Genomic DNA, 23426 nt, shown 5'->3' on the forward strand with positions numbered 1-23426 from the left:
TCGCGATGACATTTGCCGCCGCAGCCGCCGCAGCCGCCGCCGCGCAGCCCGCCGTTCCACTTGAGACGCTCGATCACTGGCTCGGCGATTTCCGCGATCGCTTCAACGCCAATGTCCGCGCGGCGAAGCTGACGGCGGGCTGGAACCGCCGCCTGCTTGTCGACGCGACCGACACCGCGCGCAGCGTCGTGCTGACGGTGACCGGCACCCGCGTCACCGATATCCGCGACGGGACCGAGGGCACCGGCGACACCCCGTTCGTGACGTTGAGCGGCGAGGAGCGGACGCTGATCGAGATCTTCGCGGGCCGCTACAATCCGTCCTCGGCGGTGATCGACGGACAGCTCGAAGTCTATTCGGACGCGCGCGACAAGGTGAAGCTCGAGGCGCTCGCCATGGTCATCTGGGGGCTGTGATGGCGACCGGCCTGTCCTTTCGCGGCGAGTGGCTGTTCTATGTCGCGGTCGGCGCGGGCATGGCGCTCAGCAACTCGGCCTTTGCGATGGTCTCGGGGCTGTTCGCGGTGACCGGCACCGGCCCGGCGCTGGTCGCGCTGCTGGTCGCCGGCGTGATCTGCACGGTGATCGGCGCGGCGATCGGCGAGCTGGCGAGCATGTGGCCCTCCTCGCCTGCGGTGATCACCTATTTCCGCGCGGCGTTCGGACCGGTCGCGGCCCTGGTGCTGGTCCACGCCTATCTGCTGTTCGTCGTGATGATCGCGGGGGTGGAGAGCTACGGCTTTGCGATGGTGGTGCAGGCCGCGCTGCCCGCCGTGCCACCGACGGTGTCGATCGTCGTCCTGATGTCCGTCGTCGTGCTGACGAACCTGCGCGGGCTCGACCTTCCACGTCGCCTGCAGATCCTCACCGCGTTCGGGACGATGGCGGTACTGCTCGTCACCGCCACGGCCGCGCTGTGGTTCCTGCCGGCACCGGGCATCACGTCGACGCGAGGCCTGACGACCACAGCCGCGCCCGCGGGCTGGGCGGGGCTGCCCGCGGCGATCGCGCTCGCGATCTTCATCTATACCGGCTTCGAATGGGTCACCCCGATCGGCCTGTCGCGGCAGGCTTATGCGCGGCGCGTCCCCATCGCAATGCTCGTCGCGATCGGGACGCTGCTCGTCACCTATGGGCTGTTCGTCGCCGCGCTCGGGACAAGGCTGCCGCACGGCCTGATCGCCACGAGCGCGACGCCGCAGGTGCCGCTGTTCACCGCGCTGCTGGGCAGCCCTGGCATCGCGCTCGCCGTGCTGGTCGGACTCGGCGCGATCGTCTCGACGTTCAACGCGGGCATCATGGGCGGCGCGCAACTGCTCCAAGCGCTCGCGCGCGAGGGATCGCTGCCGCGGTTCGTCGCGCGGGTACAGGTCGATACGGGCGCGCCGGTCGGTGCCGTGCTCGTGCTGGGAAGCCTCGGCCTGGTCGCCGCGCTGCTGATCGCGGCGTTCGACCTGTATCTCGTCGTCGGGCTGGTCGGGTCGGCGATCATCTGCCTGATCTATGCCGCCTATGTCGACGCGGTCGAGCGTCTGCGCCGCTGTCGCCCGGAGCTCGCCCGGCCTTTCCGCAGCCGGTTGCCGGGGGCGAGCCACTGGGCGGTAATCGTCCTGATGCCGCTGATCGCGGTGGCATCGCTGTTCACCGTGCCCGCGATCGTGCCGCAGACCATCGCCGGCGTTGCCGTCGCGATCCTGCTCGTCACGGTGTTCACGCTCTATTCCCGCCGGTCGCAGGAGCAGGCGGCCGTCCGCGCGCCTGTCGGTGCAGCCCGGTGACGACGCCGTCGCCCCCCCAGTCCACGCCCCGGCATGCACGCGTCGCGGTCAGCGACGGCGCGATCGTCGCGGACTGGGCGGCTGCAACCTGCGTCATGCCGGAGCGCGGGTTCATCGACTTGTGGCTGTACGATCTGCCCGCCACCCCGCCGACCGACACCGGCGCGACCGATACGCACGTAACCCGCGCCAGCCGCGCCCGGCTCGAATTGCGCGGCCTGCTGGCGCGCGCGCTCGGCCAGTCCGCCGACGCGGTCGAGATCGTGTCGGGGGCACGCGGGAAGCCGAGCATCCGGTCGCGCGGATCGGTGCCGCTCTACTTCAACACCAGCCGGAGCGGCACGATCGCGCTGACCGCGCTCGCCCGTGACACCGAACTCGGCATCGATATCGAATGCCACGGGCCTGACCGCGCGCCGTTCCTGTGCCGCGATCACGCACTCCCGGATTCCGAGGTGACGCGCCGCTGGACTCGCCACGAGGCGCTAGTGAAGGGCACGGGGTTCGGCCTGTCGGTCCGCGCCCAGTCGCCATTCGCCCTGTCCGCCAGCGCGGGCACGCTCCAGTTCGGCGGCACGCGCTGGACATGGCGCGACCTGCGCCTGCCCGACGGCATCGCCGCCGACGCGGCGCTCGCCTTTTGCCCCGTGGAGGAGACCGGCCGATGTGGATGAAGCACCCTCAGGTCCAGCGCATCGTCGGGCGCAGCCGGTTGCTCCGCCGCGGCGCAATCGGGCTCGCCTCGGCGATCGAGTCGTTGTCGCTGCGGGGGCACAAGCGCGGCGACACGCTCGCGCTGATCCGTCGGAGCAAACGCGGTCGCGAATCGCTGCTGACCGCGAACGAGTCGTTCACGCTTTACGGCATCGCGCATGCGCAGGCCGCGCTCGATGGCGAGATGGCCGAGTTCGGCGTGTTCGAAGGGACGTCCGCGTCGCTGATCGCCGCCGCGGCGCCGGGGCGGGCGCTGCATCTGTTCGACAGCTTCGCCGGGCTTCCCGAACCCCGCGCGGACGAACGCGAAGTCCTGCAGCGGGGGCAGTTCGAGGCCAGCCTGCCGCGGGTGCGCGCGCGGCTTGCCGATCTCGACATGGTCCGGTTTCATCCCGGCGCGTTTCCCGCCTCGACGGCCGGGCTCGATGCGCTGCGCTTCAGCTTCGTGCATCTCGACGTCGATCTCTATGAAAGCACGCTGGCCGGGCTCGCCTTCTTCTATCCCCGGATGGTGCGGGGCGGGATCATCCTGTCGCACGATTATTCGATGCTGCCCGGGGTCGAGCGCGCCTTTGCCGATTTCCTCGCGACACGGCCCGAACGACCGATCGAACTGCCGAGCACGCAGGCGATGATCGTCTGCCGCGGCGTGCCTGAAACTCCGGCGGTGGCGGCGGTCCCCCCGGACGGCGCCGGGGCAGGGCGCCTGTCCGTCCATCCGGCCGCCACCCGACGTGGCGCGGCGGCTTGAGATGGTGATCCTGTCCATCCTCGCCGCCCTCCTGCTTGGCGGGATGCTGCTGTGGCTCGCGGTCAGCCAATGGTACATGCACCGCCGGCGCGCGTGCGAATGTACGCTCATCACCTATCTCGCCGGTCTGTATGCCCGCTTCGGCATCGATGCGGCGCCCAATGGCTTCGCGCGCGATTATCTCAGGACCGCGGACGGCGTGTGCCTCGCGCTCTATGTGCTGCAGGGCACGCCCGATGCGCCGGTCTATGTCTTCATGCCGGGGACCGCGGCCTATGCGCAGCTCTACGCGCAGCTGCTCGTCGACCTGCACCGCCGCGGCTGCACGGTGGTCGCCTATGACCCGCGCGGTCACGGCCGGAGCGGACGCTGGCGCGGCTATTTCACCGTGACGCAGGCGATCGACGATGCGCGCGCCGTCTGCGCCTGGGCGCATGCGCGCTTTGGCCGCAAGGTGGTCTTCTCGGGCAGCAGCCAGGGCGGGGTGATCGGCCTGTACGTCGCGGCCACCGACGATCCCGCGGTCGCCACCGTCGTCTGCCACAATATCGCCTGGCTCGATGGCAACACGATCCGCCAGATCGCGATCCTGAAGCCGCCCTTGTGGCTCGTGCCGTTCCTGTGCTGGCTGTTCCTGCGGCTGCGTGCCTGGTCGATTCCCGTCACCTGGTACCTGCCGTTCGACAAGCTGAAGCTGCCCGGCGGCGGCTCGGCGATGGAACTGATGCGCACCGATCCGCTCGTCACGCTCGCCTACGGCCTCGGGGCGATCTCGACCCTCGCCAAGACCGACCTCGCGCGGCCGCTCGACCGGATCACGACGCCGCTGATGCTGATCTCGTCACGCGGCGACGAAGTCTTCCCCGTCGCCTATGAACAGCATCTGTTCGACCAGCTTACCTGTCAGAAGCGCTTCCTGCTGCTCGGTGACCTGCCGCATCTGATGATCCTCAAGCCGCCCCCCGAACTCATAGACGCGGTCGTGGACTGGATCCGCGTCCATGCCCCCGGCCGCTGGCCCGCCAATCCGCAGGCCGCGGGCGACTCTCCCACCAGCCACCCCTCGGGGTCGAACTGAAAGCGCGCATCATGCCCGTCCGCCACTCCGTGCCCGCGTTCCTCGCCGCACTGGCGGTGATGCTCGTCTATGTCACCAGCAAGGCCTTGGTCGCTGGCGATTTCTGGTTTCACGGCATCGCGCGGTGGGAATTGCTGTTCAGGCCCTTTCCGGATTGGGGCAGCGGTGCCGCGCTCTATGGCGCGCTGTTGCCGGCGAAATGGCTCGGTACGCGGACCGCGATGCACGCGATCGGGTTTCTCGCCACCGTGATCATCGCGCTGTGTCTGCGCGCCTATCGTCTGCCGGCCTATTTTGCCTGCGAGGCGGCGCTGATCGAGACGATCGATGCCGTCTGGCTGATCCGCGGGCAGGCGGTGGGCTGGGCACCGCCGGCATCGAGCGGCGCGATGCTCGTCAGTGTCGGCTGGGTGGTCGCGCTGCTCGCGGCGGCATGGGTGTTCGCCGGCCAGTCGGGCAGCCCCGCCCGCGCGACGCCGACAGCGCCGATCCCGCCACGGCCAAGCGCGGCAGGCCGCTGGATCGACCGCCATTTCGTGATCGTCTGCTATGTCGTCACGCTCGCCTATGCCGGGATGAAGCTGCTGTTCGCCTATTGGTGGTGGTTCGACAGCACCGGCTTCTGGATGGCGGCGTTCCGGCCGTTTCCGGACTGGGGGACGGGGTCGGCGCTGTTCGGGGCGATCCTGCCCGCGCGGTGGATCGGCACGCGCAACCTCGCTTACGGGCTGTTCCTGCTGTTCGGCCTGTGGCTCGCGGTCCGGCGCGGCGAGCCCCGGATGCTCGCGATCCTGCTGCTCCAGGGGGCGCTGATCGAGGGTTTTGACGGCCTGTGGCTCGCCAATGGCAAGTTCAACTGGCTCTGGACCGGCCAGAATACCGACTTCTACATGCGCGGCGGTTTCCTGTGGGTCCCCGACCTGCTGCTGGTCGGCATCTACATGATGACCCGGCCCCCTGGGCGCCGAGCCTGACGCGCCGCGGTCATCCCGCCGGCTTGGCGTGCGCGGCGTCCTGGTGTGCGATATAGCTGTCGAGCGCGCTCGCAGCATTCAGCATATGCGCGCGCATCCGCCGCGCCGCCTCGTCGCCATCGCCCTCGGCGATCGCGCGCATCACCGCGTCATGCTCGGCGCGCGAGCTGGCGAGGCGGCGGTCCTGGCGCAGCTGCATCCGGCGGAAGGCGTTGAGCCGCGTCCGCACCGCGATCGCCTGGTCGGCCAGGAAATCATTGTGCGCCGCGCGGTAGATCGCCTCGTGGAACTCGCGGTTGAGCGCGTCATAGGCGTCGACGTCACCCGCCACGACCGCCGCCTCGCTCGCCTCGTGGACCCGCAGCAGACGGCTGCGTTCGAGCGGCGTAATCCGGTAGGTGGCGAGCCGCACGCACACCGCCTCGAGCTCCGCCATCGTCTCGAACATGTCCATCACCTCCTCGGCGGTGACATGACGGACGATGACGCCGCGGCGCGGGCGGACCTCGACCATCCCGCTGGTCGCGAGCTGGCGCAGCGCCTCGCGGACCGGCGTGCGCGACGCGCCGTAGCGGTCAGCCAGCTGCTGTTCGTCGAGCATCGTGCCGGGCGCGAGCTCGCCCGACGAAATCGCATCGGTCAGCGCGTTGCGGATCCGGTCGGACAGCAGCCCCGTGTCTTCGCTCTCGATATCCGCCACGCTGTCAGCCCCCCACGATCGCGCGGACGATCAGATAGAGGATCGACGGCGCCACCAGGCACCCTAGCCCGGTATGGAAGGTCGCGGTCAAGGCGCCATAGGGCACGAGCCGGCGATCGGTCGCGGCAAGCCCGCCCGACACGCCGCTGACCGTCCCCATCAGCCCGCCGAACACCATCGCACTGCGCGGGTTGTTGAGCCCGATCAGCCCTGCGACCAGGGGCGTGCCGACCATCACCATCACCGCCTTGAACACGCCCGTCGCGATCGACAGCGCGATGACCGGCGAGCTCGCCCCGATCGCCGCGCCCGTGACCGGCCCGACGATATAGGTCACCGCGCCCGCGCCGATCGTCGTCATCGACACCGCATCGGTATAGCCGAACGACGCCGCGACCAGCGCGCCGACGATGAACGGCAGGATCGTGCCGAGCAGCAGCGCGACGACGCCGATCAGCCCCGCCTTCTTCGCCTGTTCGACATCGACCTCGCACGCGGTCGCGACGATCGCGAAGTCGCGCAGCATCGCGCCGCCCATCAGCCCGATCCCTGCGAGCATCGGCAGGTCGGCGAGCCCCTTGTGCCCGCCCGTTGCGATCCCGCCCCAGAAGGCGAGCGCGAGCCCGATCAGGATCGCGATCGCCGAGCCGTGGACCCGGCCCATCGTCAGCTTGGCGGACAGTATATTCGACAGCCACATGACGATACCGACGACCGCGAACGCGGTGAGCAGTGCATTGGCGGTCAGGACCTTGGTGATCATTTCCATGCGTTCGGTCCTCAGCGCGGGGTGATCGGGGCGGGGGATCCGGCGGCGATCGCCATCTCGGCTTCACGCGTCTCGCGTGCCTCGATCTCGTCCATCGTCTCGGGCGTGCCCGACAGCCGGCTGATGATCGCGACCGCGCTGAAGCACAGCACCAGCGCGCCGACGCCCGCGATCAGCACGATCGGACCGCCCTCGACCGCGGCGACGACATCCTGCTGCGCCGCCATCGCGACGACGATCGGGATATACAGCGCGCCCCAGAAGCCGATCCCGCGCGACACGCCTTCATTGTAGCGACCGCGCGTCTTCAGCCACATCCGCGCGGCGATCAGCAGGATCATCGCGATGCCGACTCCGCCGACATTGGCCTTCACGCCGAGCAGCACGCCAAGGCCTTCGCCCAGCAATTGCCCGATCAGCGTACAGATCGCGAGTAGTGCTACTCCGGCGATCATGCGCCGCGTCCCGCATTTGCGGCGGCAACGGGTAGGGACTCGCTCATGGCATATCCTCTCAATGTATTCGATCTGGCGTCTTATACGGCGCTAAGTATGCACAGGGTTGCGTTCTGAGCAATAGCGAATACAAGAGGGCCAGAATAAGCGTCAGGAGGCGATGCGGTGCGGCAATGGAATACGCGCAAGCAGATGCGCGAGGAGCGGATTGCGGCGGGCCGGGGCTTTGCCACCGGCAAGCTGGTCGATCCCGAAACGCTCGTCGACTTTCTCGAAGCGGTGCTCAGGCCCGGTGACCGGGTCTGCATCGAGGGCGACAACCAGAAGCAGGCGGACGTGCTGGCCCGGGGGCTCGCCGCGATGGATCCCGAACGGATCCACGACCTGCACATGGTGCAATCGGGCGTCGTGCTGCCCGAGCATCTCGACATCTTCGACAGCGGGATCGCAAAGCGGCTCGATTTCTCCTATTCCGGCCCGCAATCGGCACGGATCGCGAAGATGCTGTTCGGCGGCAAGATCGAGCTCGGCGCGATCCACACCTATCTCGAACTGTTCGCGCGCTATTTCGTCGATCTGACGCCGCAGGTCGCGCTGATCGCCGCGGTCAGCGCGGACCGTCACGGCAATCTCTATACCGGCCCCAATACCGAGGACACGCCGACCGTGGTCGAGGCGACGAGCTTCGGCAGCGGCCTCGTGATCGCGCAGGTCGGCGAGATCGTCGACACGCTGCCGCGCGTCGATATCCCCGGCGACCAGGTCCATTTCGTGCTCGACGCCGGGCGCCCCTTCTATGTCGAGCCGCTGTTCACGCGCGATCCCGCGGCGATGACCGAGACTCAGATCCTCACCGCGATGATGGCGATCAAGGGGCTGTACCAGCCCTACGGTGTGCGCCGGCTGAATCACGGCATCGGCTTCAACACCGCGGCGATCGAGCTGCTGCTGCCGACCTATGGCGAGAAGCTCGGGTTGAAGGGCAAGATCTGCACGCACTGGGCGCTCAACCCGCACCCGACGCTGATCCCCGCGATCGAGGCGGGCTGGGTCGAGCAGGTGCACTGCTTCGGCTCGGAAGTCGGCATGGAGGATTATCTCGCCGCGCGGCCCGACATCTTCTTCACCGGACCCGACGGATCGCTCCGTTCGAACCGTGCCTTCAGCCAGACCGCAGGGCTGTATGCCTGCGACATGTTCATCGGCTCGACGCTGCAGATCGATCTTGCCGGGCACAGTTCGACGATCACCGCGAATCGCATCGCCGGCTTTGGCGGAGCGCCCAATATGGGCTCGGACGCGCGTGGCCGGCGTCATCCGAGCGCTCCCTGGTTGCAGGCCGGCGCGGAGGCGGATCCCGACACCGCGGCACCCTTGCGCCGCGGCCGGAAGCTCGTGGTGCAGATCGGCGAGACGTTCGGCGAGGGCAATGCGCCGCTGTTCGTCGAGAAGCTCGGCGCGCTCGAACTGGCGGAGAAGCTCGATCTCGATCTCGCACCGATCATGGTCTATGCCGACGACACCACGCACATCGTCACCGAGGAGGGCATCGCCAACCTGCTGCTGTGCCGCAATGCGGACGAGCGCGAACAGGCGATCCGCGGCGTGGCGGGCTTTACCGAGATCGGCCGCGGCCGCGACAAGGCGATGGTCGAACGGCTGCGCGAACGGAAGATCATCCAGCGGCCCGAAGATCTCGGCATCGACCCGCTCGACGCGAACCGCAACATGCTGGCCGCGCGTTCGATCAAGGACCTGATGCTCGCCTCGGGCGGGCTCTACCGGCCGCCGAGCCGGTTCCGGAACTGGTAGGGGATACAGCATGGAAATCCTGCATTTCGATATCGCCGCGCCCGTGCCCGCGGGCGGCACGCGCGCGATGGCGCTGGTCGGCGTGGTCGCGTCGGGCAATCTGGAAGTGCTGGTCGAGCGCGGCGACGCGGCCGATCGGTGCGCGATCGAGATCAGCACCGCAGCACACGGCTTTCGCGACCTGTGGGACGCGGTGGTCGCCGATTTCGTCGGCCGGCGCGCCGCCGGCGGCCTGCGGATCGCGATTAACGATGGCGGCGCGCGACCCGATACCGTGTCGCTGCGCCTCGCCCAGGCCGTCCGCATGATCGAGGAGCCCGAAGCATGAGCAACCTTCATCAAAGCTGGTACGAGGCAGGCGCGCGCGAGCGGATCGCGGCGCTGGTCGATGCCGGCAGCTTCACCGAATATGTCGGCCCCGAGCGGCGCGAGACCAGCCCGCATCTCGGCATCTTCGACCTGCCCGCGCAGTTTGACGACGGCATCGTCGTCGGCGCCGCGACGGTCGACGGCACGCCGATCCTGATCGCCGCGCAGGAGGGCCGCTTCATGGGCGGCGCGTTCGGCGAGGTCCACGGCGCCAAGCTCACCGGGCTGCTCCGCGCCGCCAAAGCCCTTAACCGCGATGTCGTGATCGCGTTCGACACCGGCGGCGTGCGTCTGCAGGAGGCCAATGCCGGCGAGATCGCGATCGCCGAGATCATGCGCGCCGTTACCGAAGCGCGGATCGCGGGCGTGCGCGTCGTCGGACTGATCGGCGGCCGCGCGGGCTGCTATGGCGGCGGCGGGCTGATCGCCGGCTGCTGTTCGACGCTGATCATATCCGAACAGGGGCGAATCAGCGTCACCGGCCCCGAGGTGATCGAGACCAACAAGGGTGTCGAGGAATTCGACTCGCGCGACCGCGCCTTGGTCTGGCGGACGATGGGTGGCAAGCACCGAACGCTGATCGGCGGCGCGGACCTGTTCGTCGACGACGATGCCGCGGCGTTCCGCGCGGCGATGCTCGCGGCGCTCGGCCGACCAGCCAAGGCAGGTTCCGTCCGGAACGCCTCCCCCCTCCCGGTCGGGAGAGGGGAGCGACCTGGTCTCGATCTCGACACGCTGGCGGCCGAACAGGACCGCCTCGAACGCCGCATCGCCCGGTTCGGCGACGCCGCCGACGCGACCGACATTTGGCGCATGCTGGGCATCGACGACCCGCAGGCGATCCCCGACATGCCTTCCGCCGCCTTCGCGACCCTAGCCGCCCAGTACCGGGAGAGCGCCGATGACGCCCGCTGAGATCCTCGACTCGCTGTTTCCGGCCGGACATGATGTTACCGCGGAGGGCGACCTGCTGTTCGGCCGCGGCACATCGCCCGACGGACGGGTCGTGCATGTCATCGGCGCCAACGCGCGCGCGCCGATCGGCATCGACCAGGCGATCCGCCTGTCCGCCGCGGTGCTCGCGATTGCGCGCAGCGACGACGAAGCGCCGATCCTTTTCCTCGTCGACAGCGCGAGCCAGCGGATGAGCCGCCGCGACGAACTGCTCGGCCTCAGCGAATATCTCGCGCATCTCGCCAAGTCGCTGCTGCTCGCCGAGGCGCGCGGCCACCGCACGATCGGCCTGCTCTATGGCGGCAGCGCGGCCGGCGCGTTCATCGCCACCGCGCTCGCCTGCGACACGCTCGTTGCGCTGCCCGGCGCGCATCCCGAGGTGATGGACCTCGCCTCGATGGCGCGCGTCACCAAGCTGTCGATCGATCTGCTCGAGGACAAGGCGAAGACGACCCCGGTCTTCGCCCCCGGCCTCGACAATCTGGTCAGCGTCGGCGGCGTCGCCGAGGTCTGGGATCCGCAGCGCAGCCTGGCGGATCAGCTCGCGGTGCTGCTCGCCACGCCGCGCGACCACGATGCGCGCGCGACGCTCGGGGCAGAGCGCCAGGGCCGGCCCAAGGCCGCGGCGATCGCGGACGAGGTGGACGCGGCGGCGCGACGCTGATGCGTTTCGACCGACACCGGCTGGTCTGGATCGACCCGCAGCGCTGGCCCGCCATCCTCGCCGCGCACGGGCTCGCCAACGCCCCGGCGCTGCTGGCCGATTGGGCCAGGGACGACCGCCCGCTGATCGCGCGGCGGCAGGTCGTCGGCGAACTGCCGTGCCTGGTCCCGCTCGGGCTGCCGCTGCCGCCGTCGATCGGCAAGCAGCGGCTCGCTTTCGCCGTGCCCCCCGACGCGATCCGCGCCGACGCCCCGCCGCCGCTGCTGCGCGATGCGGCGGCGGCGGCACCCCCCGCCTGGCAGGACAGTATCGCCGCGCTCGTCACGCTGGACCCGGACACGCGCTGTTTCGGCAGCCTCGCCTGGGCGCATCTGACAGGGCTGGCCTATCTGTCGCCGGGTTCGGATCTCGACCTGCTCTGGACGGTGGCGGATCAGCGCACCGCAACCGCACGTGCCCGCGCGCTTCTGACCATCGGAGCGACCGTACCGATGCGGATCGACGGCGAATTGCTCACCCCACAAGGGCATGCGGTACAATGGCGCGAATGGGCGTCGGACGCCCCCGATCTGCTCGTCAAGGCGGCGCACGCGAACGGCGTGACCCCGCGCGCGTCGGTGTTCACATGACCGCGCTCGTCGCGGCGACACCTGCGGTCGACACCGACGCGATCGGCCACGCCGCCGCGCTGTGCCTCCGTCGCGAGATCGCGACCTATCCCAAGCCCGGCCTCGTCAGCCCGGTGGATCCGGGCGCGCATGACGACATGGATGCGGCGATGATGAACCGCAGCGCCGACGCGCTCGCACCCTATCTCGCCGCGCTGGCCCAGGCGGGCGCCGCGGGGGCAGGGATGGCCCGCCTGCGCGCGATCGGGATCGCGGCGGAGGCGGCGATGATGGTCGCGACGGGCGGGGTGAACACGCACCGCGGCGCGATCTTCGGCATGGGCCTGCTCTGCGCCGCTACGGGGTTCCGCGCGCGCTATGGCATCGCCGCACCGCTCGGGACGATCGTCGCGCAGCACTGGGGCGCGGAGATCCTGCGCGGGCCCGTCGCGCTGCACAGCCATGGCACCACGGTCGCGCGCCGCCATGCCGCGGGCGGCGCACGCGCCGAGGCCGCCGCCGGCTTCCCCGCGCTCTACGCCACCGCCTTGCCCGCGCTCGCCACCGCGCGACGGCTGCGGACCGACGACCGGAACGCGCAGGCGGTGCAGGTCCTGATGACGCTGATCGTCGGCGTCGCGGACACCAATCTCCTCTATCGCGGCGGCCCCGCGGGTCTCGCCTTCGCGCAAGACGAGGCCCGCGCCTTCCTCGCAGCCGGGGGCATCGCCGCGGCGGACTGGCGCGCGCGCGCGATCGCGGTCCATCACGGCTTCGTCGCCCGGCGGCTCAGTCCGGGGGGCTGTGCGGACCTGCTCGCGATGACGTTCTTCGTCGCGGCGCACGACGCGTGACGCTCGCGCTGCTCTGTTCGGGGCAGGGGCGGCAGGACCGCGCGATGTTCGACCTGTTCGTCGACGAGCCCGCCGCCGCACCGATCCTGGCCGCGGCCACCGCGATCCTCGGACAGGACGTCCATCAGCTCGTCCGGACCGCCGCGGACGACCGGCTCCACGCCAATGCGACGAGCCAGATCCTGTGCGTCGCGCGCGGGCTGGCGGCGGCGACCTGTCTCGAACCGATCGGTCCGGCGCTGGTCGCGGGGTATAGCGTCGGCGAGATGACCGCCTGGGGCATTGCCGGCCTGTGGTCGCCCGCCGCCACGCTGCGGCTCACCGCGGCGCGGGCGGCGGCGATGGACGCGGCAGGCGGCGCGGAGGACGGCCTCGGCTTCGTCCGCGGCCTGCCGCGCGACGCGGTCGAGGCGCTGGTCGCACGGTTCGATTGCGGCATCGCGATCGTCAATCCCGGCCTTCTGTTCGTGATCGGCGGCACCCGCGCGCAGGTCGCCGCCTGTTGCGACGCGGCACTGTCGCAGGGCGCAGCGACCGCTCGCCCGATCGCGGTCCGCGTCGCGTCGCACACCCGTCGCCTGTCCGCCGCGGTCGCGCCGTTCCGTACGGCGCTGCTCACGGAGGAACCCGCACGGCCGAGCCGGGGTCGCACGCTGATCGGCGCAACCGACGCCACAATCGTCCGCGGCGCCGCCGGCATCGCAGGACTCGCGGCACAGCTCGACACGATGATCGACTGGGCCGCCACGCTCGAGGCACTCGTCGAACGCGGCGTCGACCGTCTGCTCGAACTCGGCCCCGGCACCGCGCTCGCCGACATGGTCCGCGCCGCCTATCCCACGCTCGACGTCCGCGCAGTCGACGACTTCCGCAGCCCCGCCGGAATCACCGCCTGGATTGCCCGCTGAACGTCGGGAGAGACAAGGGGAGGGTGCCGTTCGATAGGGCGGGCGGTGATGCCAACCCTTTGTTAGCTATTGCTTTATATCGTCATAGGCCGGGCAAACGGACGCTTAGGCTCCCTATCTGCTCGATTGGGCACATAGGGCTAGGATATGATATGTCGATCTCGTTCTACATCATGGCGGATAAGCCGGAAAATGAACGCGAGCGCGAAAGGGCCATTGCGACAAGCAATCTCATCGCCAGTCCGCATGTCGGCAGATTCCGGCCGATCTTGGATGCTGTCCGCGATACCCTGAAAGCAAAGTCCGCCGCCATCACCATCGTCTATCAGGACTCGACTTACGTATTGTCCGCAGCGGGTTTCGAGGCCGGCATCTATAAGAGGTCTACGTCCTTCTGTGCGCATGCCATTCTATCCCCCGACGAACTGACGATCGTTCCGGACGCCGGCGCAGACGAGCGTTTCGCCGGCAACCCCTTCGTCGACACGATCGAAGGCATTCAATTCTATATCGGTGCGCCGCTACGCGACGAAGACGGCACCGTACTCGGAGCCTTGTGCGTCTTCGATGAAAAACCCCGTGACTTCGTCACGGACGACGACAGGGCGCGGATCATCGCGTTGAAGAAAGAAGCAGAGGCGATTGTCCACGCCATAAGCAAGCAGGCCGACGTCGATGGCGGTAAGGCAGTCCAGTCTTCGATGCAAAGCCAGCGACCGTGATGGCCACGTGTGTGCAAGGACGCAAACTGCCGAAGCTAGCCTTCAGATGAATATGTATCGCAAAATCGCGAGCGATATCTCGCCGGCGCTGATCGAACGTCGTTGCGCATCCCGGCATCTCGTCAACCTGGGGGCGCTTCTGATCACCCCGCTGGGCGAAATGATACCCGCGACCGTGACGGGCGTCTCCACGCGTGGTTTTAGGGTGAAAGCGGATTATGGCGTGACGATCGGCCGATCCGTCGGCCTCGCCATTCCGGGCCTGCCGAGATATGTCGGGTGGGTCGCCTGGTCCTATCTTGGCGAATTCGGGCTGGAGGGTGCCCAGGAAATTACCGAGGACGCCGTCGAGCATATTGTCGCACTAGGAACCCCTTCGGCGATTATATAGTTCAGCAAGCTGCAGGATCCTCGACGCCCTCATTCTGGGGTCAGAAATCAGACGCAGATGACGCTGGACTGAAAAGCCGCCGACCATTGAAGGGCGGCGGCTCTATCTGGGATGAACTGCCATCGAGATCAGGCGTAAACAGTACCTGTGACGACTTTACCGATGCGCCGGCGGAGACTGAAGCCGACGCCCCCGAAGCCGACGAGCATCATGAGCCACGTTGCCGGCTCTGGAACCGCGCCGATCGAAACGGTCGCATTTTCAGGTGCAAAATCCGTAATCTGGTTGACGTTACCCACACCGTTTCGGGGCCAGAGATTAAACCCATATTGCGTTGGCCCAAAGCCCGTGCTCGGCAACAAGGCGAGCGGAACCCGCGCTGTCAGCATGTTTCCCGCGATGGCAATACCAGCTGGGTCCAAGGCGTTTGGACCGACCGATCCGGTGCCGTTCTTCTGTATCACGATGGCCTGATTGAAGATCACATCGGGTTGACCGATCGAGGCAAAAGGTCTGGCGATGCCTGTACCGGTGTTGACGCCGAAAATGTACAGACCCGCCGTCTGCGGATCGATATCCCCGGCAAAAGTGGCGCCTAGCGTGAAGAATTGCGACATACTGTCGTAATTGACCGAGAAGCCTGTGACGTCGAGATCTGCAAAACGTGGACCCGCAGTATATGACGGAATGAAGTCGTCGGTCGGATCCATGATTGATACAGCTGCAGCGGGTGTCGCACAAATTGCCGTCAATCCAAGCATTCCGACTATGATTGCCTTGTTTATCATGGGACTATCCTCGAAAGTCGGCAACCAGCGTCGCCATTCTTTCCTTATCATACTCCGGAATTCTCGACGATAATCCTAATGGCTTAAGCCGCACTACTCCAATCGGATTATAGGAGACCTCCGCATATCCTTGGATTCGCCGGTTATATGATGCGAATTTCCCTGAGCAAGCGGCGGGAGTGGTCTAGGTTCCCCTACCGATCGGGAAAGGTGCAGCTGCTCCACTTCCCGACGGAAGTTTTCCGGCCCGATCGTGACGGATGCGGTGTCGCAACTGGCGGCGGTCGCCGTGCCTCATGATCTTACGGATGGGAAGCGCCATCGGACATGCATGATCGTGATCGATGACCAGAAATGGCATCGCGTCTGGCCATGCAGTCGAAGGTGCAGTCTGAAGCTCTGAACGTCTCGGCGAAGGAAGCGAGGGTGCTCATCGACGGACCCGGCCTTGCCGCCACGCGCGACATAGAGGCGGCGTCCGTTTCTTCCGATCAGCTGCTCGGTCGGTGCAGGTCGGCCCGTCGTCAGTCGCTCGACGCTCTCGATCGGCTCCCCGGTCGAGCCCGTCCTCGTCCGGATAGAACGCGCGTGGATCCTAACCCGGTCCCCGCTTCATACGTGTTTGAGCTTGTGAGCGGCGTACCCGAGAACGAGAAAAGCTGCGACGGAAGAGCCGGCCCAGCCCACCAGGATCATTACCATTGAAACATCCTCTGCTCCGCGGCGCGTTTCGCACCGTCATAGCGCGCAATAAGTCCTGTTTTTGTATGGTTAACAAGACACGAAGAGTGACCCAACAGTCATTTATTTGACGACGGGCTAGGCTGGCGACCGGGTGACGTCGAGGCCCCCCGAGCTGCTTCAATTTCCGAATCCTCGCGCGTTCTCGGACTGCGGGCAGCCGCAAACTGGTTGGGAATAATAGCGGAACGATGCAGCTCAGGTGCGATCCTGATTCGCTGCCCGGACGCGCCCGATGAGGATGTAACCCCTACGCATCCGACTGCCCGAGCACGCCAAGGAGCAGGCAGGAGCCTCGCTAGCCTCTCTACGATGATAGGGCGAGAGGTCGCCTAGATGAACCAGTTCGTCACGCGCGGTTCGCCGCGACGTCTGCCAGCGGAGGAACGCCGCCACCGCGCGATCGTCCTCAACGCCGACGAGCGGGCACTGGGCGCGCGCGATCCTTGGTCACCGGGAGAGCCTACGGATCCTGTCAGCTCGCGCGAGACAAGGCGTTGCCGCGCATCAGGTGCGGCTGCGGCCGGAAGGTTTGGAAATCGCCAGCTGCATGTTCGGATGGCCTTGCGGGGATATTGGGCGAGGGTAATTCGAAATACCCCCTGAGCCGCCCCCGGAACGCCTAATCTGCGACGGTTATGCGCGGCCGAAGTGTCGGGAATCCGCCGCTTCGTGCCAGCATGACGAAAGCGGCGTTGTGCGCGCGCAATGAGCAGCTTCTCTCGGCGCTCAATCAGATTGCGGCATCCTATTCCACTGTCAGGCGGCGAGCATTGCAGGAAATCGCCGCTGCGGCCCTCGCGGCGCATGCGAGCGGCGCATGATCATCGACACCCTCAATCCTAAATCCAGGAGTGCTGCAGCTCGTATACATAGCCTCGGATCTTGGGGGGCGGGGAAGTGCTATGCGGGTTTTAATGCTTGTCGCGATGCCGCTGGCGCTGATCGGATGTAAGGAACGGCAGACCGCGCACGATGCAACGATGGCGATCGCAGAAGACGTATCAGAAGACGCCATCTCCCCGCTCAAGGACAAAGTTGCGAACCTCGAGGAGCGGCTGGCTGCCCTTGAGGCCGACCTTCGGGCGGAAGAAACCTATTCGAAAGCGGTGCACGCCGCGCTCGACGAAGAACGCGAAAACCGCGTCAAGGACGTGAACGCGCTGCGGGACCACTACAACGACCACCTCAGCCGATTCCACGGCGCGTCGTGAACGGCCGGAGCGCTGGACCCGCCTCGACCAGATGGTCGGAGAGGGCGTTCTGACACTGAACGAGTCTACGCGCCAGAACCAGGAGCCCCCTTTGGACGCGATGCCCCGAACTCCGGCCCTTCCTCATCCACCTCAGTGCAGCACGCCGGTCGTGGTCATTCGATACACATCCCGGGTCTGCTGCGCGCCATCAGCAGTAATACCATCAAATTTGCGCCACGCTGCAGCCGAATTGCAGACGCGCGTGGCCATGAAGGAGCCCGTCGGCGTCATTGACCGGCAGATCTTCTTCTCTTTGGCTGGCGCCGCTACGGCCGTGGCAGGGGCTTCTGACGTTTGCGCCTTTACGCCAATGGGAGTGAGGATCAGCGCAACTGCAACGCGATATTTCATCGTTCGACTCCTGCAATTCGACCGAAAGTATACGATCGACCTTCGTATGCAAGAGCGTCACTGGAACTGACGTTTTCTGACCTAGCTAGCGCGCTGCTCCGCTCCAAACTCAAGGCTTCCCTCAACACGAGGCGAGCGATCTCGGTCATTGAGTATCGTCCTGCCGTGGATCAATACACGGAACGATGTGCCGCCATTGGTCGCTGATTGTTCTACGGGAGAATTGGCATGCTGCGTACCTTGCGTCCGGAAATTCTGAACGTCTCAGCCAACGAGGGGAGGGTGCTGATTGATGGGCCGGGCGTTGCTGTCACGCTCGACATCGAAGCGGCATCAGTCCTATCCGATCAGCTGCTCGCTGGGTGCACCTCGGCACGCCGGCAACAGCGTGACGCGATCGGTCAGGTGCCCCATTCAGATCCTTGCTCACCAGTATAGCTGGCAGCGCGTTCAGTCAGGCTGGCTTGGGTCCTGACGGAAAGTAACCTAGGTTGATCTTAACCTTGTATGCCGAACGCGAGCTTGGCTCCCAAGCATTCGCTTTGTAACAAACCGCCCCATGAACACGCCCTTTGGACACGACGCAGAAATCTTGCGTTCCGCGATCGCTTGGGCGCTTCACGTCGCCGACGTAACTAACAATCCGCTTGTAGCCTCTTTCTTAGCCGATGCACTTCACCATGCCGAGAATGACGCCTACCGCTCTTGCGCGGCCACTGGCGCTATCTTGCCAGGGTGCAACGTGTTTGCAGTGTCTGCGGACAGTTCAGCTGGATCGGAAGTTCGGTAACCAGAGTGCGATTCAGGCACCATCTCGAGCAGTGCGGCACGCATTGCTTTGAGGGCGTTCCGTTTCCCAAATCTATCTTCGCGGGCCTTAGCCCCAGCCTTTGCCCTGGCAGTCGATCATAGTACGGAACGAACTTGCTAAGCTTCATATTGGTCAAACCGGGCCGCAAGCCCGATGTTAAGCGCCGAATTCTGGGCCTTCCTTGTCGGGTAAAAGGCGTGGGGATCGCAGACCGGTCGCTGCTCCGGCCGAGCCTGGCGGGGAGGTGGGCGCTTTGGAGCATCGGGGACCGGGTCGGGCAGGGTAAGCACCCTGCTTCCGTGCATCGTCTGAAAGACGGCGATCGCCTCGCCTTCCGCTATCCGCTTGCCGATCAACGACGCCTGCTCGGCGCTGACGTAGCCCAGCTGCGTGCCGCGCTCGCTGAAGATGGCGACCGCGTTATTGTCGAACGGGTTGCTCGGCTCGAAGCGCAGCTCGATCGCTACGCCAGGCGCGCACAGCATGCGCCGGTTGCTCTTGCTCGTGTCCTCGTTCGGAAAGTCGATGCGATCAACGAAGGGCCGTCGCAGAAGTTCGGCGTAACGCACGCCTTTAATTGGCTATCTGATAGGCGGGCGGTTTAAGACTGCGCACACAGCTATGCAAAAAGCAGTGAAACCCCTTGGCCTTGCTTTTTCGCACATGCACCGATTAGATTCCGGCAAAGGATATGACGCGGTCGTGAACACAAAAAATGCCCGGCTCGGAAAGCCGGGCATTTTTAACTTCAGCCGTTGTAAGGGTCATCATTGGCATACTAATGCATTGCTTTGCATCCTGCAGTATGCGGCAATTATGCCAATAGTGACCCCCAAGCTGATGGCAATGTTAACCCCGAATGGGCTTGCCGATTGGCCAGTAGCGCATTTGAACCCCCAGATTTGAAATTGCTTGTCTTTCGACAAGGGGATTTATGCATTGAATCTGTTTAGTAATTGCAACTCCATGCGGTTAAAGTGGATTAACTGAAAATTCTTGATGCCAATGCTGCCCGCGCATTGCCGACTACGGTATATGCGCCGGATCGACGCAGTCGCCGCACAATGCTGTTGAAAGGGGCCGTCACACTCTGGCACCGACCGATTTCGCTATCCTGCTGCGCGGCGGCTTCCCAAAAAACACGAGGGGTCAGCGCTCGGGGCAGTGATGTCAGAGACAGCGCAGGGTTGGGCGGACTGCTGGTGTGTCTACGCAACCGTTGACGGTCTCGCTGAGCGCGGCTCTTATTGGATTTTCTGCATTGTCACTCCGTCGACGTTTGACCACTTAAACACGACCCATGCGGTCCCTGGGTATCCGGACCATGGATCTGATCCGTGGCTGTGGACGGCATAAGGAAGTCGACTTCGACCAGTGCGCGCCTGACCGTACGCTTCGGTGTCGGTCAACGGCGGTCGTCGCGCCACATCAATCCCTCCGCAGCCGCAATCGCGCTGGATTGAAATAAAAACAGCCGCCAACCTCGAAAGGTTGACGGCTGCCGTCACACAGCTGGACACTGGGACCGGCTGTGAAATGTGCTTAGGCGAATGCGATCTTCGCCTGGCGACGACGAACGCGCATCGACGAGCCGATACCGCCGATACCGAACAGCATGATTGCCCAGGTACCTGCCTCGGGAACTGCTGCCGTCGGCTCAAAGGTCGCGGTGCCGGCATAGGAGCCGTTACCACGCGAGAGGCCGTTCACGACGATCTGGTTCGTCGCACCTTTTGCGATCGCCACGTTGTTGATCTCGAAAAACTCGGCCTTGCCGACAACAGTCTTCGACGCTGCGAAGCCATTGATGAACACCGACAGGATATCAAGATCGGTCGGGCTGAAGAACCGCGTCGTGCTCGTGCTGAGCGTACCGCTAGCCAGACCGGCCTGGTCGATGATGAAATTGAACGTATCCGTGAATGCACCACGCTTGATGCCCGCCCGGCCGAAGTCTGCGGAAACGGTACCATTCTTTATATCGCCGCTGACGGTGAACTCCGGGTCGTTCGGAGTGAAGTTAACTGCGTGAGCCGCTGGGGCCATCGCAAATGCGGATACGAATGCCATTGTCGAAAGAAGTAAACGCTTCATGATGGTCCCTTTTTACGTGTTCCTTGGAAAAAAAGTAAAGGGGGCCATAGAGTTATGCAATTGCCTGAAAACGGCCACCACCCAACCATTGTGTGGTTTCGGGACAATCGTGCATCGTGAGCGGAGTGCGATGAGCGTCATGAAGTCGCGCGGCCGGATCGTTTGCATCCGGGGGCATTTTCCACGGTAGAAGCGTGCAATAGGCCCTGCTCAGACTTGGTTAACAAGACAAGAAGAATGACCTAAATCTCCAATAGTTGTTGACGGGCACACTGTTCTTCCAGCGACATTCAAGCCTCCCCGAGTTACGAGGTTTTCCGAACTATCCCGTGCCTCGTTCCGCCCGGCGATGGCAGGCAGGTTGAGAACAAAAAAGGAGCAGTATAGCTCGGGCGCTACCCTGATTCGTTGTTTGGATGCGCCCAATGAGAATGCAAACGCCGCGAGTTCGACTGCCGAGCTCGCCAAAGAGCAAGGCAGGAGCCTCGCTGGCCTCTCTACGATGATAGGGCGTAACGCCGCCGATCTAAAGCGGTTCGTCACTCGCGGTTCGCCGCGACTTGCACCGCGGCGTGCGCTGCGGCGGGCATTGCCGAGATCATCGTCGCAAGGCCGCCCAGCATGATCATCGACACCCTCAAACCAGGTGCTTCCGCCGAAGCCGGAGCGGCTCCGCAAGCCGCAGAAATCCGGGCCGAATCATGACATCTGGGGGGCAGAAAATACCATTTGAAAAATACCCCCAAATATCCCGCACTCTCAGTTCGCCGTATGGAACGTGTGAGAAGGAAAACCCCCACAAACGACGCAATTCTGCGCATTCCTGACGAGGTAAGGTAGTCACTATTTTAGATATTGGTGGGCCCGGCAGGAATCGAACCCGCAACCTAGCCGTTATGAGCGGCCAGCTCTAACCGTTGAGCTACAGGCCCCACCGCCGCCTGCGTTAGCGCAAGCGTTTCCAAAGAAAAAGGGTGCCAAAGAAAAAGGGCGCTCCCGAAGGAACGCCCTTTCCGACTCTAAAACGCTGTCGAGCGCAAGCGCCCGACACAGTCTTAGTTCATGTTGTCGGTCTTCTCGTCGGCAGCGTCGCGGACGTTGTCTGCTGCTGCGTTCATGTTGTCGGCTGCGTTCTCGAGCACGTCGGTTGCGACAGCGTTCGAGGTGTTGTCTGCCATGGCGTCCATGTTGTCAGCCTGCATTTCCATGTTGTCAGCCAGCATGTCCGCGTTGTTCTCAACTGCGGCGGCTTCTGGCGACTTGCTGCAGGCTGCGACGGACATCAGGCCGGCGGCAGCAGCGATCAGAACGATCTTCTTCATTCGAATGCTCCCAAGCATAGTTTCACTCGCGGCCGACCCGATTGCCGTCGCGAAGCCCCGTCAAATAGCGGCCCCCGACCGGCGGTCAATCCGCTAAATTCATCGCCCAGCAAGCTTTGCGACAGTCCGATGACGGGCGGGTTGCCGCAACTGGTCACTTTCTTGGCACGACCGAGCCGATTTCCTCGGGCGCATTGGCCACGATCGCGAGCATCGTCGTCCAGGCCGCGACGTTCTGGCGAAGCTGTTCGGGGTCGACCCGGTCGAGCGTGTCGTCGGGGGTGTGGTGCGTGTCGAAATAGCGCGTACCCGACTGGTTGAGGTCGATCGCCGCGACGCCCAGCGCCATCGTCGGGCCGACATCGGTGCCGTCACCGCCGACGCCTGCGCCGCGCGCGATGCCGAGCGGGGCGAGTGCGGAGGCGAGGCGATCGGCGACCGGCTTCGCGCTGTCGGGCAGGTTGGTCTCGAACCGCCAGACGCGGTCCGCGCCGAAATCGGATTCGCCCGCGGTCGCGTGGCGCTCGGTCTTGTGCGCCTCGGCATAGGCCTTGCCGCCAAAACCGCCGACTTCTTCCGCACCGAACCAGACGACGCGGATCGTTCGCCGCGGGCGCGGGCCGTCGAGGATCCGCTTGGCCGCCGCCGCGGTGATCGCCACGCCGCTCGCATCGTCGATCGCGCCGGTGCCGAGATCCCAGCTGTCGAGATGCCCGCCGACCAGCACGATCCCCGCCTTGGGATCGGTACCCGGCACCTCGGCGATGACGTTCCCCGATTCGTGCGTGCCCGTCATCCGCGGGGTCAGGACGAGCGTCATCGTGATCGGCTTGCCGCGCGTCGCGATCCGTTCGATCAGCTCGGCATCGGGCACCGACAGCGCCGCCGACGGGATCGGCGTGACGCCCTCGGGGAAGTTGGTCGTGCCGGTATGCGGGTTGCGGTGATGATCGGTGCCGATCGAGCGGATCACGATCGCGGCCGCGCCCTTGCTCGCCGCCATCGCCGGCCCCACGAACCGTGCAGGCCCGAACGCGCCATAGCTCGACCCGTCCTGCGTCGGCTCCATCGCATTGCCGACATAGGCGATCTTGCCGGCAAGGCTCCCGGCAGGCGCCGCCGCCAGGTCGCCATAGGTCTTGAACACCACCACCTGCGCGGTCAGGCCGCCCACGGGCGTCGCACCCGAATTGCCGAGCGCGGTCAGCTTCAGCGCCTGCGGGAAGGGGGCGAGGATCGAGCCCGTCTCGACGCCGCGCACCCAGACGGGCATCTGGTACGGCTCGATCCGCACGTTCTTGAACCCCAGCGCCTTCAGCTTGGTCACCGACCAGGCACGCGCACGCGCCTCCGCCTCGGTTCCCGCCAGCCTGGGGCCGATCTCGGTCGTCATCCCCTCGACGATGTCATAGGCGACCTCGTCCTTGAGCGCGGCATCGCGGAGGGCTGCGACCTTCGCGTCGACCGGGGCAGGGGCGGGTGGTGCGGTCCGCTGTGCCATGAGAGGAACGGACAGGGTGGAGGCGGCCAATACCGCGAGCGTGTGCTTCATCATCCGCGACA

General features: G+C 65.6%; 26 protein-coding genes and 1 tRNA gene. 17 read left to right on the forward strand and 10 right to left on the reverse strand.

Annotation, left to right across the window (positions count from 1 at the left end):
- Positions 1–5 precede the first annotated feature (5 nt).
- Genes J3A66_RS01285 through J3A66_RS01310 form a run of 6 tightly spaced genes read left to right on the forward strand, consistent with a single transcriptional unit; the run spans position 6 to position 5294 of the window.
- Entirely contained in the window at positions 6–416 is a 411-nt protein-coding gene (locus tag J3A66_RS01285; protein WP_209566624.1) for an SCP2 sterol-binding domain-containing protein, read from the forward strand.
- Entirely contained in the window at positions 416–1777 is a 1362-nt protein-coding gene (locus tag J3A66_RS01290) for an amino acid permease (RefSeq protein WP_209566625.1), read from the forward strand. Before J3A66_RS01285 ends, J3A66_RS01290 begins: the two co-directional genes overlap by 1 nt.
- A complete protein-coding gene (locus tag J3A66_RS01295) occupies positions 1774–2451 on the forward strand; it encodes a hypothetical protein (protein ID WP_209566626.1) in 678 nt (225 codons plus the stop codon). The genes J3A66_RS01290 and J3A66_RS01295 overlap by 4 nt, the downstream gene beginning before the upstream one ends.
- Entirely contained in the window at positions 2442–3242 is an 801-nt protein-coding gene (locus J3A66_RS01300; protein ID WP_209566627.1) for a TylF/MycF/NovP-related O-methyltransferase, read from the forward strand. The genes J3A66_RS01295 and J3A66_RS01300 overlap by 10 nt, the downstream gene beginning before the upstream one ends.
- Before the next feature lies 1 nt (position 3243).
- Positions 3244–4320 carry an alpha/beta fold hydrolase gene (locus J3A66_RS01305; RefSeq protein ID WP_209566628.1) on the forward strand — a complete coding sequence of 359 codons (1077 nt, stop codon included), beginning with the start codon at positions 3244–3246 and terminating at the stop codon, positions 4318–4320.
- 11 nt (positions 4321–4331) lie between these two features.
- Positions 4332–5294, forward strand: a complete 963-nt coding sequence (locus J3A66_RS01310; RefSeq protein WP_209566629.1) for a hypothetical protein — start codon at positions 4332–4334, stop codon at positions 5292–5294.
- 10 nt (positions 5295–5304) lie between these two features.
- Here the strand turns inward: J3A66_RS01310 and J3A66_RS01315 are convergent, their stop codons facing one another.
- The 3 genes from J3A66_RS01315 to madL are packed head-to-tail and all read right to left on the reverse strand — an operon-like array spanning position 5305 to position 7218.
- Positions 5305–5994 carry a GntR family transcriptional regulator gene (locus tag J3A66_RS01315; RefSeq protein WP_056408419.1) on the reverse strand — a complete coding sequence of 230 codons (690 nt, stop codon included), beginning with the start codon at positions 5992–5994 and terminating at the stop codon, positions 5305–5307.
- A 4-nt stretch (positions 5995–5998) separates the two neighbouring features.
- Positions 5999–6763, reverse strand: coding sequence for a malonate transporter subunit MadM (madM, locus tag J3A66_RS01320; protein WP_056022622.1), 765 nt, complete (start codon positions 6761–6763; stop codon positions 5999–6001).
- Between the two features lie 11 nt (positions 6764–6774).
- The gene (gene madL / locus J3A66_RS01325; protein ID WP_209566630.1) at positions 6775–7218 is read right to left on the reverse strand and encodes a malonate transporter subunit MadL; all 444 of its coding nucleotides are present in this window, start codon (positions 7216–7218) and stop codon (positions 6775–6777) included.
- A gap of 165 nt (positions 7219–7383) precedes the next feature.
- On the opposite strand from madL, the gene mdcA reads away from it, so the two are divergent.
- The 9 genes from mdcA (at position 7384) to J3A66_RS01370 (ending at position 14500) form a co-directional block, all read left to right on the forward strand.
- Positions 7384–9030, forward strand: coding sequence for a malonate decarboxylase subunit alpha (mdcA, locus tag J3A66_RS01330; protein ID WP_209566631.1), 1647 nt, complete (start codon positions 7384–7386; stop codon positions 9028–9030).
- Between the two features lie 10 nt (positions 9031–9040).
- Positions 9041–9358: a malonate decarboxylase acyl carrier protein gene (gene mdcC / locus J3A66_RS01335; protein WP_159510555.1), complete on the forward strand. Its 318-nt coding sequence runs from the start codon at positions 9041–9043 to the stop codon at positions 9356–9358.
- Positions 9355–10314, forward strand: coding sequence for a biotin-independent malonate decarboxylase subunit beta (locus J3A66_RS01340; protein WP_209566632.1), 960 nt, complete (start codon positions 9355–9357; stop codon positions 10312–10314). The genes mdcC and J3A66_RS01340 overlap by 4 nt, the downstream gene beginning before the upstream one ends.
- The gene (mdcE, locus tag J3A66_RS01345) at positions 10301–11017 is read left to right on the forward strand and encodes a biotin-independent malonate decarboxylase subunit gamma (RefSeq protein ID WP_209566633.1); all 717 of its coding nucleotides are present in this window, start codon (positions 10301–10303) and stop codon (positions 11015–11017) included. The genes J3A66_RS01340 and mdcE overlap by 14 nt, the downstream gene beginning before the upstream one ends.
- Entirely contained in the window at positions 11017–11646 is a 630-nt protein-coding gene (gene mdcG, locus J3A66_RS01350; protein WP_209566634.1) for a malonate decarboxylase holo-[acyl-carrier-protein] synthase, read from the forward strand. The genes mdcE and mdcG overlap by 1 nt, the downstream gene beginning before the upstream one ends.
- A complete protein-coding gene (gene mdcB / locus J3A66_RS01355) occupies positions 11643–12479 on the forward strand; it encodes a triphosphoribosyl-dephospho-CoA synthase MdcB (protein ID WP_209566635.1) in 837 nt (278 codons plus the stop codon). The genes mdcG and mdcB overlap by 4 nt, the downstream gene beginning before the upstream one ends.
- Complete coding sequence (locus J3A66_RS01360; protein ID WP_209566636.1) at positions 12476–13387, forward strand: acyltransferase domain-containing protein; 912 nt, start codon at positions 12476–12478, stop codon at positions 13385–13387. Before mdcB ends, J3A66_RS01360 begins: the two co-directional genes overlap by 4 nt.
- A gap of 152 nt (positions 13388–13539) precedes the next feature.
- Complete coding sequence (locus J3A66_RS01365) at positions 13540–14109, forward strand: GAF domain-containing protein (RefSeq protein ID WP_208620973.1); 570 nt, start codon at positions 13540–13542, stop codon at positions 14107–14109.
- 46 nt (positions 14110–14155) lie between these two features.
- Entirely contained in the window at positions 14156–14500 is a 345-nt protein-coding gene (locus J3A66_RS01370; RefSeq protein WP_107933800.1) for a hypothetical protein, read from the forward strand.
- A gap of 128 nt (positions 14501–14628) precedes the next feature.
- Here the strand turns inward: J3A66_RS01370 and J3A66_RS19180 are convergent, their stop codons facing one another.
- Positions 14629–15288 (reverse strand): PEPxxWA-CTERM sorting domain-containing protein, encoded by a 660-nt coding sequence (locus tag J3A66_RS19180; protein WP_245336657.1) that lies wholly within the window; start codon positions 15286–15288, stop codon positions 14629–14631.
- 1658 nt (positions 15289–16946) lie between these two features.
- Between J3A66_RS19180 and J3A66_RS01380 the strand changes: the two genes are divergently transcribed.
- Positions 16947–17243: a hypothetical protein gene (locus J3A66_RS01380; protein ID WP_209566637.1), complete on the forward strand. Its 297-nt coding sequence runs from the start codon at positions 16947–16949 to the stop codon at positions 17241–17243.
- Between the two features lie 132 nt (positions 17244–17375).
- On the opposite strand, the gene J3A66_RS01385 is transcribed toward J3A66_RS01380, so the two are convergent.
- Positions 17376–17636 (reverse strand): hypothetical protein, encoded by a 261-nt coding sequence (locus J3A66_RS01385; RefSeq protein ID WP_209566638.1) that lies wholly within the window; start codon positions 17634–17636, stop codon positions 17376–17378.
- Positions 17637–17864: 228 nt separating this feature from the next.
- On the opposite strand from J3A66_RS01385, the gene J3A66_RS01390 reads away from it, so the two are divergent.
- Positions 17865–18074, forward strand: a complete 210-nt coding sequence (locus tag J3A66_RS01390) for a hypothetical protein (protein WP_209566639.1) — start codon at positions 17865–17867, stop codon at positions 18072–18074.
- A 489-nt stretch (positions 18075–18563) separates the two neighbouring features.
- Here the strand turns inward: J3A66_RS01390 and J3A66_RS01395 are convergent, their stop codons facing one another.
- The 5 genes from J3A66_RS01395 to J3A66_RS01415 all read right to left on the reverse strand — a co-directional run bounded on the left by J3A66_RS01395 (position 18564) and on the right by J3A66_RS01415 (position 23418).
- Entirely contained in the window at positions 18564–19016 is a 453-nt protein-coding gene (locus J3A66_RS01395) for an HIRAN domain-containing protein (RefSeq protein WP_209566640.1), read from the reverse strand.
- A 973-nt stretch (positions 19017–19989) separates the two neighbouring features.
- On the reverse strand, positions 19990–20541 hold the full coding sequence (locus J3A66_RS01400) for an FxDxF family PEP-CTERM protein (protein ID WP_107045822.1): 552 nt from the start codon (positions 20539–20541) through the stop codon (positions 19990–19992).
- 856 nt (positions 20542–21397) lie between these two features.
- Positions 21398–21473 (reverse strand) — tRNA-Ile (locus J3A66_RS01405).
- Positions 21474–21596: 123 nt separating this feature from the next.
- Positions 21597–21863, reverse strand: a complete 267-nt coding sequence (locus J3A66_RS01410; protein WP_031393308.1) for a hypothetical protein — start codon at positions 21861–21863, stop codon at positions 21597–21599.
- Between the two features lie 154 nt (positions 21864–22017).
- On the reverse strand, positions 22018–23418 hold the full coding sequence (locus J3A66_RS01415; RefSeq protein WP_209566641.1) for a M20/M25/M40 family metallo-hydrolase: 1401 nt from the start codon (positions 23416–23418) through the stop codon (positions 22018–22020).
- Between the last annotated feature and the right edge of the window lie 8 nt (positions 23419–23426).

Source organism: Sphingomonas sp. PvP018 (assembly GCF_017876865.1).
In the GTDB taxonomy this organism is placed as follows: domain Bacteria; phylum Pseudomonadota; class Alphaproteobacteria; order Sphingomonadales; family Sphingomonadaceae; genus Sphingomonas; species Sphingomonas aerolata.

Excerpts from the sequence above, each read along its gene's own strand:
- mdcG (WP_209566634.1), top strand. The coding sequence starts at position 11,017 with ATGCGTTTCGACCGACACCGGCTGGTCTGGATCGACCCGCAGCGCTGG.
- J3A66_RS01415 (WP_209566641.1), bottom strand. The coding sequence starts at position 23,418 with ATGATGAAGCACACGCTCGCGGTATTGGCCGCCTCCACCCTGTCCGTT.
- J3A66_RS01365 (WP_208620973.1), top strand. The coding sequence starts at position 13,540 with ATGTCGATCTCGTTCTACATCATGGCGGATAAGCCGGAAAATGAACGC.
- mdcC (WP_159510555.1), top strand. The coding sequence starts at position 9,041 with ATGGAAATCCTGCATTTCGATATCGCCGCGCCCGTGCCCGCGGGCGGC.
- J3A66_RS01390 (WP_209566639.1), top strand. The coding sequence starts at position 17,865 with ATGCTGCGTACCTTGCGTCCGGAAATTCTGAACGTCTCAGCCAACGAG.
- mdcE (WP_209566633.1), top strand. The coding sequence starts at position 10,301 with ATGACGCCCGCTGAGATCCTCGACTCGCTGTTTCCGGCCGGACATGAT.
- J3A66_RS01385 (WP_209566638.1), bottom strand. The coding sequence starts at position 17,636 with ATGAAATATCGCGTTGCAGTTGCGCTGATCCTCACTCCCATTGGCGTA.
- madM (WP_056022622.1), bottom strand. The coding sequence starts at position 6,763 with ATGGAAATGATCACCAAGGTCCTGACCGCCAATGCACTGCTCACCGCG.
- madL (WP_209566630.1), bottom strand. The coding sequence starts at position 7,218 with ATGATCGCCGGAGTAGCACTACTCGCGATCTGTACGCTGATCGGGCAA.
- J3A66_RS01400 (WP_107045822.1), bottom strand. The coding sequence starts at position 20,541 with ATGAAGCGTTTACTTCTTTCGACAATGGCATTCGTATCCGCATTTGCG.
- J3A66_RS01305 (WP_209566628.1), top strand. The coding sequence starts at position 3,244 with ATGGTGATCCTGTCCATCCTCGCCGCCCTCCTGCTTGGCGGGATGCTG.
- J3A66_RS01290 (WP_209566625.1), top strand. The coding sequence starts at position 416 with ATGGCGACCGGCCTGTCCTTTCGCGGCGAGTGGCTGTTCTATGTCGCG.
- J3A66_RS01340 (WP_209566632.1), top strand. The coding sequence starts at position 9,355 with ATGAGCAACCTTCATCAAAGCTGGTACGAGGCAGGCGCGCGCGAGCGG.
- J3A66_RS01380 (WP_209566637.1), top strand. The coding sequence starts at position 16,947 with ATGCTTGTCGCGATGCCGCTGGCGCTGATCGGATGTAAGGAACGGCAG.
- J3A66_RS19180 (WP_245336657.1), bottom strand. The coding sequence starts at position 15,288 with ATGATAAACAAGGCAATCATAGTCGGAATGCTTGGATTGACGGCAATT.
- J3A66_RS01310 (WP_209566629.1), top strand. The coding sequence starts at position 4,332 with ATGCCCGTCCGCCACTCCGTGCCCGCGTTCCTCGCCGCACTGGCGGTG.
- J3A66_RS01410 (WP_031393308.1), bottom strand. The coding sequence starts at position 21,863 with ATGAAGAAGATCGTTCTGATCGCTGCTGCCGCCGGCCTGATGTCCGTC.
- mdcB (WP_209566635.1), top strand. The coding sequence starts at position 11,643 with ATGACCGCGCTCGTCGCGGCGACACCTGCGGTCGACACCGACGCGATC.
- J3A66_RS01285 (WP_209566624.1), top strand. The coding sequence starts at position 6 with ATGACATTTGCCGCCGCAGCCGCCGCAGCCGCCGCCGCGCAGCCCGCC.
- J3A66_RS01370 (WP_107933800.1), top strand. The coding sequence starts at position 14,156 with ATGAATATGTATCGCAAAATCGCGAGCGATATCTCGCCGGCGCTGATC.
- J3A66_RS01300 (WP_209566627.1), top strand. The coding sequence starts at position 2,442 with ATGTGGATGAAGCACCCTCAGGTCCAGCGCATCGTCGGGCGCAGCCGG.